The sequence below is a fragment of the Candidatus Paracaedibacter acanthamoebae genome (assembly GCF_000742835.1).
Taxonomy (GTDB): Bacteria; Pseudomonadota; Alphaproteobacteria; order Paracaedibacterales; family Paracaedibacteraceae; genus Paracaedibacter; species Paracaedibacter acanthamoebae.
In genome coordinates this window covers 1,730,588-1,744,436 of sequence record NZ_CP008941.1, presented here as the reverse complement: position 1 = coordinate 1,744,436, position 13,849 = coordinate 1,730,588, and the positions used below count along the sequence as shown (strand labels likewise).

Here is a 13,849-nt window from a genome sequence, read left to right as displayed (position 1 = left end):
AATGCAGGGACAGATGAACGGTACTAAGTATCCCGTGCTCCCGTTGAGAGATATTGTTGTTTTTCCTCACATGATTGTGCCTTTGTTTGTAGGGCGTGAAAAATCTGTTCGGGCTTTAGAAGATGTTATGCGCGGGGAAGACAAGCAGGTTTTGCTTGTGACACAGAAGAATCCAGCCTTGGACGATCCGTCGACGACTGACCTTTACACCATTGGGACGATTGGCAGTGTCTTGCAGCTTTTAAAGCTACCAGATGGCACCGTTAAAGTTTTGGTTGAAGGCGTGCGTCGGGTGCGAATTGTTCAATATTCTGACCAACTTGACTATTTTGAAGCTTATGCGGAGCCGTTGGATCTTGTAGAGGAACGCTCTGAGGAAGAGTTGGAGGCTGTCACGCGCAGTCTCATCGCTCTATTCGAGCAATACATTAAGTTAAATCGTAAAATTCCACCGGATGTTTTGGTGACCATTAATCAAATTGATGATCCTGCTAAGCTGGCGGATACAATTGCGTCCTATTTATCCTTAAAGATTGCGGAAAAGCAAAAACTTTTGGAAATGGCCGGCGTCGGGGATCGATTGGAAGAGCTTTTATCCATGATTGAAGGCGAGATTAGTGTGATGCAAGTCGAAAAACGCATCCGTAATCGCGTTAAAAAGCAAATGGAAAAGACACAGCGCGATTATTATTTGAATGAGCAGATGAAGGCTATTCAAAAAGAGTTAGGCGATGTGGATGAAGCGAAGGATGAGCTTTCTGAGTTTGAAACCAAGATCCGTAAGATTAAACTTAGTAAAGAGGCGCGAGAAAAGTGCACAGCAGAGCTGAAGAAACTGCGCGCTATGAATCCTATGTCAGCGGAAGCGACGGTTGTGCGCAACTATCTTGATTGGATGCTCAATATCCCCTGGCAACATCGCAGTCGAGTCAAAAAAGATTTAGCAGAGGCGCGTCGAATTCTTGATCGGGATCACTGCGGCTTAGATAAAGTTAAAGAGCGTATTCTGGAATACCTAGCTGTTCAAGCACGCGTGGGTAAAGTGCGAGGGCAAATCTTGTGCTTGGTGGGACCTCCCGGTGTGGGTAAGACATCTCTTGGTAAATCAATTGCGCAGGCTACTGGGCGTCATTTCGTACGGGTTGCCCTGGGCGGTGTCCGGGATGAGGCTGAGGTGCGCGGCCACCGCCGAACCTATATCGGATCGATGCCGGGTAAGATTATTCAAAGCATGCGGAAAGCTAAGACCAGTAATCCTTTGTTCTTATTAGATGAGATTGATAAAATGGGGGCGGATTGGCGCGGAGACCCCGCCTCAGCGTTGCTGGAAGTTTTAGATCCAGAACAGAACGCTACCTTTAATGATCACTACTTAGAGGTTGATTATGATTTATCCGATGTAATGTTTGTGACGACAGCCAATACATTGAAGATGTCGCAACCATTGTTGGATCGTATGGAAATTATTCGTCTGCCCGGTTATACAGAGGATGAAAAAATCGAAATTGCTAAACAGCATTTAGTTCCAAAAGAAATGGAAGTTCACGGCCTCAAGAAAAATGAACTGATGATCGATGAGGAGGTCTTGAAAAATCTAGTTCGTCTTTATACGCGTGAAGCAGGTGTGCGCAATCTGGAACGAGAAATTGCCAATTTGGCGCGTAAAGCCATTAAGGAAATTCTGGTTGATCAAGTTAAAGTTGTTAGTATTACAGCCAAGAATTTGAGTAAATACGCGGGGGTTCCTAAATTCCATTACGGTCAGGTTGAAGAACAAGACGCTGTTGGGGCGACAACAGGCTTAGCGTGGACAGAAGTTGGTGGCGACTTGTTAACCATTGAAGCTGTTGTTGTTCCTGGTAAAGGTAAGACGATGATCACAGGTAAGCTTGGCGATGTTATGCAAGAATCAATCCAAGCTGCTGTTAGTTACATTCGTTCGCAAGCGCCACGTTTTGGAATTGATCCGGAAATATTTGAAAAGCGCGATATTCACATTCACGTTCCGGAAGGTGCCATTCCAAAGGATGGTCCATCGGCAGGCGTTGCTATGTGTACATCCATTGTGTCAGCTTTAACATCCATTCCGGTAAATAAGGATGTGGCCATGACGGGTGAAATCACTTTGAGAGGGCGTGTTCTTCAAATTGGTGGATTAAAAGAGAAGATGTTGGCAGCTCACCGCGGGGGTATTAAAAAAGTCTTGATTCCGATCGACAATGAGAAAGATCTTGACGATATTCCAGAAAACGTCAAGAAAGGAATTAAGATTATCCCGGTCGCAACAGCAGATGAAGTTCTTAAAGAAGCTCTTATTTCTGCCCTTAAGCCCATACAGTGGGTTGAGAAAAACCACTCTGTTTCTCCAAGTCCTGCTGGGATGCAATAGCTAAGGTCTCCCTTTCCCGGCCGCAGAGCCGAGAACTCGAGGTGATAAGCGGATTATCGAGACCCCGGGTCAAGCCCGGGGATGCATTTATTGTTTATAGAAGGCCCTCTTCCCGGCCGAAGAGGCGGGAACTCGAGCTGATAGGCGATTACTCTGCCCTATCGAGTTTCCGGGTCACCCTTCGGTTGCCCGGAAAAGGTGAGAAATATATAGTAAAGGTCTCCCTTTCCCGGCCGCAGAGCCGAGAACTCGAGGTGATAAGCAATTACTCCTGAAATATTGGCTGTGGCAATCAAGCATGGGGTTAGGAAGAGTACCTCATCGTCCCCCGTAAAACTTCCTCTTTCCGGGCAACCGAAGGGCGATCCGGAAACTATACCTTGAGTTCACGGACAGTATGGTTTTATCACAGCTATATTTTTCTAAATCTTTCTCGGATTAAGACCCAGGAATGGATTCTGGATCAAGTCCGGAATGAGGAAGCTTTCATATTAATTTAAGTTTCTAGGTTGTCTTTTGGTTGCCCGGAAAGAGTCGTCTTTCCCGGCCGAAGCGCCGGGAACTCGAGATGATAAGCGGATTATCGAGACCCCGGGTCAAGCCCGGGGATGCATTTATTGTTTATAGAAGGCCCTCTTCCCGGCCGAAGAGCCGGGAACTCGAGCTGATAGGCGATTACTCTGCCCTATCGAGTTTCCGGGTCACCCTTCGGTTGCCCGGAAAAGGTGAGAAATATATAGTAAAGGTCTCCCTTTCCCGGCCGCAGAGCCGAGAACTCGAGGTGATAAGCAATTACTCCTGAAATATTGGCTGTGGCAATCAAGCATGGGGTTAGGAAGAGTACCTCATCGTCCCCCGTAAAACTTCCTCTTTCCGGGCAACCGAAGGGCGATCCGGAAACTATACCTTGAGTTCACGGACAGTATGGTTTTATCCCAGCTATATTTTTCTAAATCTTTCTCGGATTAAGACCCAGGAATGGATTCCGGATCAAGTCCGGAATGAGGAAGCTTTCATATTAATTTAAGTTTCTAGGTTGTCTTTTGGTTGCCCGGAAAGAGTCGTCTTTCCCGGCCGAAGCGCCGGGAACTCGAGATGATAAGCGGATTATCGAGACCCCGGGTCAAGCCCGGGGATGCATTTATTGTTCATAGAAGGCCCTTTTCCCGGCCGAAGAGCCGGGAACTCGAGATGCCAAGCAATAAAAAAGGCTCTGGAAAACCAGAGCCTATATCTTAGAAGCAAAAATAATGAATCTTATTGACGTGCTTCTGCAATTTTAATAATAACTTTTTTAAGCTTTGCAATTTTTGGATCAAGGTTAACAGAGCTTACTTTTTGCAAGTATGCGTCTAAACCACCATGAAATTCAATGGTTCTGATAGCATTAGTGGAAAGACGCATGCTAATTGCACGACCTAGAGCTTCAGACATAAAGCTCACGTTTTGTAGGTTAGGCAAAAAGCGACGGCGTGACTTATTGTTTGCGTGGCTGACATTATTGCCAGATAGAACACCTTTTTTAGAAATTGCACAACGACGTGCCATGGTTTTGACTCCCATAAATATAACTTGCTCAATTAGTACTATAAAATTTGTTGTCGCGTCAATAATTTCTTTAATTGTTCTATGAAAAAATTTACTTTAATCCGTGTTGGGGCTTTCAATTTATTCGTTTGATTAAAAATCTCTGCAATGGAAGGAATAGATAATAACGTTTTAAGTAATTGAGAGTCTAAGCGACGTAATAAAAGCTGTTCTGAGTGTTGACAAGGTGGTGAGTGCCTCTGAATTTCCTTTAAAATATCCTCGAATCCAGTTTTTTCCACAGCTGACGTTAGAAAAACTTTTTTACCAAGGCTTTTAAAGGCTGATTGATAGTCATCAGCGGTAGCGCGGGCTAGATCTTTGGAAGCGCCATCAAACTTATTAATAACCAGGTAGTCAATATATTCTAAATTGCCTTTTTTAATGCCTTGTAGCTCATCGCCCGTCATGGGAGGAATCATTATGATTACCCTGTCGGCGAGCAACGCAACATCCCATTCATTTTGACCTACACCAATGGTTTCAATAAAGATATAATCAAATTTAGCTGCTTTTAAAATGTATAAACTGTCTTCTGTTGCTGGCGCCAGGCCACCAAGGCTGCCGACGCGGGAAGGGGTGGGGCGAATAAAAGCATTGGGATGGCGAGCGAGCTCTGTCATCCGTGTTTTATCGCCCAGGATCGCCCCTCCAGAAAGGCTAGAGCTCGGATCAATGGCTAGAACTGCAACTTTGAAACCCTGGTCTGCCAATTGAGTACCAAAGGCATTGATAAAAGTTGATTTCCCAGCCCCAGGGGTACCCGTGATCGCAATAACAATTGTGTTTTGTGGTATCTCTTGTTGGAGCCCATCATAAAGTTCCTGAATGAGAAGGTCGCCTTCTTGCTGGTCTTGATTTTTTTCTGATTCGACTAAGGAGATCGTTTTGGCTAGATTACGGCGATCAGACAGATCTAATTTTTTCAAAACCTTCATAATTACGTCCTTCTTTTACGCCCTGATTAATACTTTAATAATGAAAACGGCAATAGTCTAAGTTTTTTAGGTTAAGGGAAGACGGTTAAGTGAATTACCTTGAGGAAGGCGCTGTGAGTTACTCATTCCTTATAGATAACCTGTCATCGGAATGAATTAAGAAGGACAGCTATATATTTCTGAGAGCTCCCCACCTTAAGCCACGTTATCCTTATAAAATGGCTTATCCCAACGACGATGGAACCAGAACCATTGGTCAGGATAGGTTTTTATCCATTCCTCGAGATAATGGTTTACTTTCAGTAAGCACTCTTCAACTGTCATGGTTGTGGGGTCAATAACGTCATCCATATAATGAACTACAAATTTGGTACTGTCATGGCGCGTGATGAGCATCGGGACTAAATAAGCGTTGGCGGCAATCGCTAATTTAACGTATCCATCAGCTGTTCTAGCAGGATGGCCGAACAAGGGAATATCTATTCCTTCATTGAATTTTTGATCAACAAGGATAACCATGTGCTGGCCTGATTTTAGGGCTCGAATAGAGGCAAGGCCTGAACCTTTGCCTTTTGGAATCTGATTGGCCACAATCGTTCCACGGCATTTTAAGATTAAGGCATTGACATAAGGGTTGTTAATGGCGCGGTATATTGTTGTCAATGCACGTCCGTGCGCGAGATAGTCTTTTGCGCCTATTTCCCAATTGCCAAGGTGGGCCGAAAATCCGATAATGGGCCGCTTACCCGCAATGTAATCGGCCACTTTATCGAAGCCGTTGGATTCATTTTTGAATGCAGGATCTTGATCAGCCAAATCTAAAACAAAATATTCGAAAAAGGTTCGACCAAAATTTTCAGCTGCTTTTTTAATTATTTTTTTTCGGTTATCAGGGGAGAGTGTGGGGAAAACTCGGGCAATGTTTTTGTCAGCAACTTTAGTCAGTAAAGCATACCAATACCCAAGATGTCGACCGATAAAACCCCCGAGATTTGAGGCACGCCTAAACCCCATAACTCGGCAAAGACGGTAGAGAAGATAAATGGGAATATATTCAAGTAGATGACGAATTTTTTTCATGAGGTTAAGTTAACACCCTTGATTAAGAAAAAGAAGGTTGTTTGGCGACGACGCTTAAATCATCGCCATTCCACCATTAACGTGCAGAGTTTGCCCTGTCATATAGCTTGCTTCGAGGGACGCTAAATAGACGACAGCCACAGCGATATCATCAGCTATTCCCATCTTGTCCATGGGAATGGAGGATAAAATGTTTGCCTTGGTTGCTTCGGGTAACTCTTCCGTCATAGCAGACGCGATAAAGCCGGGGGCAACACAGTTCGCTGTAATACCGCGATTGGCAAGCTCAGTCGCCAAGGATTTCGTCATCCCAACCAGACCAGCTTTGGAGGCGCAATAGTTTGCTTGGCCCGGGTTACCTGTAAAGCCAACCACGGATGAAATATTGATGATGCGACCATAGCGGCGTTTCATCATTCCTTTGGTGGCGGCTCGGCATAAACGGAAAACTGAGCTTAGATTAATGTTAATAACCGTGTCCCAATCTTCATCTTTCATGCGCATGATAAGAGTGTCGCGTGTTACACCAGCATTGTTAACCAAGATATCAACTTTACCAAGCTTTTCTATAACAGCTGGAATTAAGGCTTCAACGCTGTCTGTATCTCCAAGGTTGCAGGGAAAGACGTGAACGCGATCGCCAAGCTCTGCTGCCAGCTCATTCAATAAGGCTTCACGCGTCCCTGAAATGGCAACTATGGCACCTTGTTGATGAAGTTTACGGGCGATGGCCTTTCCTAAACTGCCAGTTGCCCCTGTTACTAATGCAACCTGATCATTGAGCTGAAACATATTTTTTCCTTATGCAACAAGTTTTGTACCAAGAGTATCTATAAAATTCTTCATGTCATCGATTGTATTGATTGTGCTGGCTTCGACTGACGGCGCTGATTTCTTAACCAGACCCGTTAGTACTTTTCCGGCGCCAATCTCAATACAATGGGTAATGTCGTGTAAAGGGAGTCCCGTCATGGATTCCCGCCAGCGTACTCGGCCCGTAACTTGATCCACCAAAAAGCGTTTAAGGATTTCATCATCATAGACAAGGCTGGCTGTCACGTTCGTTAAGATGGGACAGAGGGGTGATTGACTGTTAACTAAATCTAAAGCTTCCGCCATCGCTGCTGCCGCCGGTTCCATTAACGGGCTATGGAAAGGGGCGCTGACCGGTAAGGACAAAGCGTGTTTAGCTCCTCTTTCTAAAGCAAGTGGGATTGCTCGATCAATTGCTTTTGTGTGACCACTAATGACAACTTGACCTTCAGAGTTATCATTAGCAATAACGCAGACTTGGCCTTGAGCAGCATCACTTGCAAGAATTTCTACCGCTTCGATGGGCATATTCAAAATCGCAGCCATGGCCCCTTGACCCACGGGAACTGCTTTTTGCATGGCTGAGCCACGAATGCGGAGTAAACGGGCCGTATCAGCTAAACTAAAGGTGCCAGCAGCACAGTTTGCTGTATATTCACCTAAAGAATGGCCTGCCATAAAGGCTGTTAGAGAGGCTGCTTTGACACCCAACTCATTTTCAAGAGCCCGAATAATTGCCATACTGACCGCCATCAGGGCTGGTTGCGTGTTTTCAGTGAGCGTTAGCTTATCTTGATCTCCCTCAAAGATGAGAGTGCTTAACTTCTGGTTAAGGGTGTTATCAACTTCTTCAAAAACTTGTTTTGAGACGGCAAAATTATCATAAAAATCTTTGCCCATCCCAACAGTTTGAGATCCTTGTCCCGGAAATGTAAAAGCTAGTTTCATTTGTTGTCCTTATTTATGATAGTCCATATACCATCGAACAAAGTTTGGAACGCCTGTATCAATGGTTGTTTGGGGGGAATAGCCAAGCTCAGCCTTAGCCTTATCAATATTAGCATAGGTTTCTTTAACGTCCCCTAGTTGCATTGGCATATTATTAATGAGTGCCTTTTTCCCAAGTGTTTCTTCAATCAGTGTAATGATTCGTGGTAAATCTTCACAACGGTTGTTGCCAAGGTTGTAAATAGGATGCCTCTCACCAATCTTATTCGTCGGTTTTCTGTTCACGGCGGCGACAACCCCAGAGACAATATCCTCAACATAGGTAAAATCACGCTTCATTTTTCCAGCATTATAAAGATCTAAGGGCTCGCCGGCGAGAATGGCCTTCGTAAATTTAAAGGCTGCCATATCGGGACGTCCCCATGGGCCATAAACGGTAAAAAATCGAAGACCTGTTGCTGGCATTCCATACAGATAATTGTATGATTGAGCCATTAATTCATTGCCACTTTTGGTTGCCGCGTAAAGGGAGATAGGAACCGCCGTCATTTGATCTTCAACGAAAGGCATATTGGTACTGGATCCATAAATGGAAGAGGTACTTGCATAGACCAGATTTGCAAAATCTTTTTGGTGACGACATAGTTCAAGCATAACCAAAAATCCCGTGATGTTGCTTGAAATATAGGCGAATGGATTTTCGATGGAATAACGGACCCCTGCTTGGGCTGCTAAATTGATAGCCCTTTTAGGCTCATAAGTCGTCCAAATTTTTTCCATAGCTTGGCGGTCACTAATATCGACCTCGTGAAAATGAAAATTTGGATGCTCTAATTGCTTCAGACGATCGCGTTTTAAATCAACAGAATAGTATGGATTAATATTGTCGACACCGATGACTGTTTCCCCTTGGTCAAGGAGACGTTTGGTTGTGTGCATACCAATAAAGCCGGCACAGCCAGTTAAGAAAACCGGGGACTTTGACATTGTTACTCTCGAATATTGCTAATTTAAACCAACTTCTACCATATTTAAGTTAACCCAACAAGCAAATTGCTTGGGTGGTAAAAGCAATCGTTAGAGGTGATAGATTCCTAAAAGTTGACTTTCATACCCCAGCGAGGCTTGGAACAACTGTTGAAGTAGGGATGTTGAAATATCATCCTTGCCGTTACCAAAATTTGTTGGTGTACGAAATTTCTGCGGGGGGTTTTGCAGTGAGCCGTCTGGATTGATTTTTGCGTAGAGCCCCCAAATGCCCAGCTGAGAGGAACCAATAAATCCAAATCGTAAATCTTGCATTTTCAGAATATTGTGGGTTTGAGTCATGATGTAATCCCCATCACTAAACCAATCGTAGATCTGGGCCTCAGTGGTGGCAAGAAAAGATTGGCAAGTTTTAGCCGGCGCTTTATCATATTTTTCCCAGCGAATGGGATAATTGGAGCCAGGATAGGTTGTTGTATAGGCTATCCAAACTTGGTCCCCGACATGGGCTACTAATCGGCGAACATGAATTTGTAATAAAGTGGGATAGCTATTGATCATAATCGATCCTTGCTGGCCGATACTTTGACGCGCCAGAGCTAGTGCTTTTTGATTGCAACTAACACCATAGAATAAATAGGTTGTTGTCAGCAGCAGTAAAAGAGACGTTAAATAGCTTCGAAAAGCTTGCGTTTTGGTCCACAAGCCTACTAAGACCCCTGTTAATAAGGGGATAGAATAAAGAGGGTCAATGATAGCAATACCTGACAGACTAAATCTGTAATTACTAATAGGGTTCAAGAGTTGAGTCCCATACGTTGTAAAAAGGTCCAGCAGAGGATGGGTAATCAGTACCCAAAAGGCGAGCCAGAACCATGTCCAATAGTTGGGTGCCTTTACCTTTTTATCATAAAATCGGCATAACAGCCCGGCTAAGAAAGGGGCTGCCAAAGGGGCAAAAAATAGAGAATGGGTAAAGCCTCGGTGGTACAATTGTTCTGACAGAGGATTGCTTGAAATCTTAACTAAAACATCAAGATCCGGAACCATGCCAATTAAGGCACCCCATAAAACAGCTTTTTTACCGAGGTTGTTTTGAAAGCCAGCTTGGCCAATGGCGCCGCCTAAAATTCCTTGGGTAATGAGGTCCATTTTTACTCATTTTAATGCATAGTTTTGGTGCGATCGGCGGGATTCGAACCCACGGCCTACGGATTAGGAATCCGTCGCTCTATCCTGCTGAGCTACGACCGCCCTGTGCTTTATAGATATCACACTTGGGCCGTAAATCCAAGTGTGATCAATTTAAATGGGGGATAACTCTAGGCATTTAAATTAATGAAAATCCTAATAGAAGAAATTTTCTCTTTGATATTCTTTAAAAGACTTTTGGATAAAACGATTTTTAATTCTAAATTGCTCTACTTGAAGCTCTTTCTTGTCTTTTATTCCTAAAAGATTCTGTTCCCAAATGGAGATAATTAACGTAGCTAAATCGGAATTTATATCAGCATAGGGTTCCAATTTTTCCATTATATCGCGGAATAACTTTTTTTAGGAAAGTCTGCACCATATTTGCCAGTTATATAACATCTTAATAAGAACACTTGCGCATTTTTATTTTTAAATTCAAATGCCAGTTTCATTATAAGCGGTAAACAATTGAGGTGCGGCTTAAAGGTAAGCCGCTCTTCCGTCATCGCTTCTATAATTAAATCCCCAATATTAGGAGAGTCTATATACTGAAGGGCGAGCTTTTTCCCCATTCTGGCATTCTTTTGCCTTTTATAATTAATACCAAAATCACCATCTTTATAGGCTCGGATAAGGATAGGTCGTAGCAGCGGGTTGTTTTTAGAAAACTCAGTCAAGAACATTAAGATTATCTTTTGGTTAGCATCTGTAAGAGCAAATCCATATTTATTATGCTGATAGGCATCAATTAAGGCGACTTGTGCGACTCTATTGCCGTTTTTAGCCTCTTGGGTTAAATGGTTCTGTACTATGGTTAACTTTTTTCCCAATGTTTCCAATTTTAAATTTTTGTCCGCGCTGATATGGTTTGGGGGAGTTAAGAGGGATGGCTGTGGCGCCGACAATATTGGTGTGGTGGCCAAAGAATTTAAAGGGGCAGGCGAAGCTTCTAACGCATTCACCGCAAAGGACATAAGGTTGGATAGAAATAAAATGCGTTTCAGGGAAGTAAGCATGAAAGACCTCCTACAGGGAACAAAATGGGTAAACAATATAAGCAGAAACTGATCACTTTTTATGGGTCAGCAGATAACTACAATTTTAATTGTTGCAGAGGTATTTTTTTTTAGTTAAGTAGCATCCCTAAATCTTAATATTTATTAAATATTCTTAAGAAAGGTGGGGAGAAAACTTTTAAATAATTTAAACAGGGGACTGCTTTTCTCTCAATTCAGAGAGGCTTTATTAGACTTCTTTCGAAACTCACTTTTACGAGAGGAGTGCGAGGAGCAAACGGAGCACCGATACGCAGTGTCTCATTAAAGTCCCATGAGAATTCGAGCACCGGAGTAACACTGCAATCGTCCATAGGAGTAGAGCAGGGCTTTTGCATGAAATTTTTTTTGAGTAAAATTTACATGTTCTGAAAAGAAACATGCTTTAAAACAATCACTCTTTTGACCTCTTTTCTTTAAAACTCTGCCTCATAAGGCCTTAAAGCCTTATTTTGGACATACTTCAGACATCAAAAACCTTACTCAAATGAAAAGATGAACATCCACTGCTCTAAGAGGGCAGCAAAAGGCTCTTGAGAGCCTTATAGACTAAGTGGGGGGGGTCACCCACTTGGTCTATGGAGTAGTGAGGAGAAAATAAACTAGAATTTTCTCCTCTTATCTCACCTTTCCTATGAATAAGCTTAATTCATTAACGTCAGTTCGACATAAGCAGAGACATTCCAGAGATTGCCTTAGCAAAAGAAACTGTAGGTTTTTTTGGCTTAAGGATATAGCTTAAAATACCAGCAAGAAGATTAACCAGAAAATTGTCAGGAGACCTATGCCGAGTATGCTGAATGTGGAGAATTGCTTTCATTTGATCTATAGCAGATTCTATAACACTTCTCTTTTTAAGCCAGAGGTTTTTGATTGGACTGATAATCTTTTTTTCCATGTTTTTCTTTACTTTCGTAATAAGCTCTAACCCTCTATTTTTAAGTTCTTCAGTGAACTTTGTGCTGATATAACCCTTATCGCTAAACAACCATCCTTTCAGGCCAGCAGTCATTTTTCTCACGACAGCACGATCATCTGCATTTCCTGATGTAATTCTAAAAGTCATAAGTTCTCCTTTATCATTGATGATAAGATGCAACTTGAATCCGAAAAACCATCCTGTCGAAGTCTTTCCCCGTTTTGCTAAATCTTTAAATACCTTATGGCTATGAATCCTTAAATTGTCACAGACATGAAGTTTTGTTGAATCGATATAATATTTGCCTGTTGTTTTACCAGTCAGCCTGAAAGATAAGACAAGCAAAGGTATAGCTGCATAAGGCATTAACTCAACAAATCTATTGTAACTGACTAATTTTGGAAATGCGCTTTTAAAATTTACTGAAAGACAGTCCCTATAAAAATCCTTAAACGTTCTATAATGGTTCTATAATGGCTAAGATGAAACAAAACCATGATCGTCATGATCTCTGAAATTGAAAGAGAGCATAATCGAATTCTTTTCCTTGAAAAATTAGGCAACAGTTTAGATTTTTGTGTTTCTTCAAATTGCTTGCAAAAAACATCAATTAAGCAGAATATCTCTTCTAAGGGAACCATGAAGCCTCTTATTTTATTCAGAATTTAATAAGATTTTATGGCTCCCTACTAAATTATCAAGACTATTTAAGTATTTCTCATATCCTTATGTCGAACTCACGTTAATTCATTAATGTTGCATCAAGCTTACAAGCAGTTTTGTATTTCAATCTCTATTAATAGCAATTTAGCAAAGTTACAGGCTGTCTTGTATTCCTATTTAGATTACGAATTTCCCAGGTTTCTCCATCTGCAGACTTTGCTAAATGAATGTCTCCCTTAGCATCTACTATTCCCATATAGAGATACCTTATAATAGTATTACTTCCAGTATTTGGATCCCGATAAAGATAAGAATAAGAAACTAGGCTTACAGCATGGGGAGTCCACCAATTTATATAAGAAGGAACTGACCAGATTTTTCCATCTGCAGACCTTGACAAACTAATTCTTCCAACAACCGTATTATCTACCATTGCCATATAGAGATTTTCCTTATGAGAAGCTAGGCTTACAGCCTTTTTATAGCTCCACCACCTTCTCTCATCCTCTCCTCCTAGAGGTACTACTTGAGGTACTACATGAGGACTATAAGAATCTTTCCAGTTTTCTCCATCTGCAGACCTTGACAAATCAATTCTTCCAAAATTATCTACCATTGCCAAATAGAGATAACCATCAGTATGAGAAGCTAGGCTTACAAACGTCTTTGGGAAAGGCAGGAAAATCTCCATCTTGTAAATATACTTCCAAGTGATGCCATGGCTATCAGGGTGGCTATCAGGGATCAAAAAACCCTCTGTTTTTGTGAAGTAGGGTCTTATAGGGAGATGAGCTAATCTCCACTGTGGCGCCCTCTCACAGGCAACGGCAATATTCCCGCCCTCCTCTACCATTCCCATATAGAGCTTATTATTATGAAAAGCTAGGCTTACAGGCAGTGTAGTTTTCCAAGTGTTATTAGGGGAAAAATCAGAATTCGACCAAGTGCGCTTCTCACCACATAAATTAGCTGGTGTATAATAAATATTATTACTCTGCTGATCTACTCTTCCCATAAGGATATTGCCCCCCCCTGTACAAACTAGGCTTACAGGCAGGTTAGTTTTCCGAGTGCTAGGAGTAGAAAAAGGAGGTTCCCAGCTTTCTCCATCTGCAGACCTTGTAACGTTAACATCTCCATTCCCATCTTCTATTGCCATAATTAATTGATTGCTACTAGCTGATTCTGAGAATAATGAGAATAAAAAGAAAATACTGGTTAAATACATTGATAGGAACTTAAAAAGTTTAATTGAAATTTTCATAGCTATTCTCCT

11 protein-coding genes, 1 tRNA gene and 1 pseudogene are annotated in these 13,849 nt (G+C 42.2%); 1 reads left to right on the top strand and 12 read right to left on the bottom strand.

Annotation, left to right across the window (positions count from 1 at the left end; translation table 11 throughout):
* The first annotated feature begins 1 nt into the window (after position 1).
* Complete coding sequence (gene lon / locus ID47_RS07835) at positions 2-2,389, top strand: endopeptidase La (protein ID WP_038465374.1); 2,388 nt, start codon at positions 2-4, stop codon at positions 2,387-2,389.
* Between the two features lie 1,257 nt (positions 2,390-3,646).
* Here lon and rpmB read toward each other — a convergent pair.
* From rpmB to ID47_RS07775, 12 genes and pseudogenes are all read right to left on the bottom strand, one after another.
* Positions 3,647-3,937, bottom strand: a complete 291-nt coding sequence (gene rpmB / locus ID47_RS07830; protein WP_038465372.1) for a 50S ribosomal protein L28 — start codon at positions 3,935-3,937, stop codon at positions 3,647-3,649.
* A gap of 38 nt (positions 3,938-3,975) precedes the next feature.
* Positions 3,976-4,914, bottom strand: coding sequence for an ArgK/MeaB family GTPase (locus ID47_RS07825; protein WP_051908759.1), 939 nt, complete (start codon positions 4,912-4,914; stop codon positions 3,976-3,978).
* A gap of 195 nt (positions 4,915-5,109) precedes the next feature.
* Entirely contained in the window at positions 5,110-5,994 is an 885-nt protein-coding gene (locus tag ID47_RS07820) for a lysophospholipid acyltransferase family protein (RefSeq protein WP_038465371.1), read from the bottom strand.
* A 54-nt stretch (positions 5,995-6,048) separates the two neighbouring features.
* A complete protein-coding gene (gene fabG / locus ID47_RS07815) occupies positions 6,049-6,786 on the bottom strand; it encodes a 3-oxoacyl-[acyl-carrier-protein] reductase (protein ID WP_038465368.1) in 738 nt (245 codons plus the stop codon).
* A 9-nt stretch (positions 6,787-6,795) separates the two neighbouring features.
* Positions 6,796-7,755, bottom strand: a complete 960-nt coding sequence (fabD, locus tag ID47_RS07810) for an ACP S-malonyltransferase (protein WP_038465366.1) — start codon at positions 7,753-7,755, stop codon at positions 6,796-6,798.
* A 9-nt stretch (positions 7,756-7,764) separates the two neighbouring features.
* Positions 7,765-8,742 carry a GDP-mannose 4,6-dehydratase gene (locus ID47_RS07805; protein WP_038465364.1) on the bottom strand — a complete coding sequence of 326 codons (978 nt, stop codon included), beginning with the start codon at positions 8,740-8,742 and terminating at the stop codon, positions 7,765-7,767.
* 90 nt (positions 8,743-8,832) lie between these two features.
* Positions 8,833-9,894 (bottom strand): metal-dependent hydrolase, encoded by a 1,062-nt coding sequence (locus tag ID47_RS11965; protein ID WP_051908758.1) that lies wholly within the window; start codon positions 9,892-9,894, stop codon positions 8,833-8,835.
* A 25-nt stretch (positions 9,895-9,919) separates the two neighbouring features.
* Positions 9,920-9,996: transfer RNA gene (locus tag ID47_RS07795), tRNA-Arg, on the bottom strand.
* A 93-nt stretch (positions 9,997-10,089) separates the two neighbouring features.
* A complete protein-coding gene (locus ID47_RS07790; RefSeq protein WP_038465362.1) occupies positions 10,090-10,275 on the bottom strand; it encodes a hypothetical protein in 186 nt (61 codons plus the stop codon).
* Positions 10,275-10,952, bottom strand: coding sequence for a hypothetical protein (locus ID47_RS07785; protein WP_038465360.1), 678 nt, complete (start codon positions 10,950-10,952; stop codon positions 10,275-10,277). Before ID47_RS07785 ends, ID47_RS07790 begins: the two co-directional genes overlap by 1 nt.
* A 697-nt stretch (positions 10,953-11,649) precedes the next feature.
* Positions 11,650-12,551 (bottom strand): annotated as a pseudogene (locus ID47_RS07780) (IS982 family transposase).
* A gap of 155 nt (positions 12,552-12,706) precedes the next feature.
* Positions 12,707-13,837: a hypothetical protein gene (locus ID47_RS07775; protein WP_038465358.1), complete on the bottom strand. Its 1,131-nt coding sequence runs from the start codon at positions 13,835-13,837 to the stop codon at positions 12,707-12,709.
* Between the last annotated feature and the right edge of the window lie 12 nt (positions 13,838-13,849).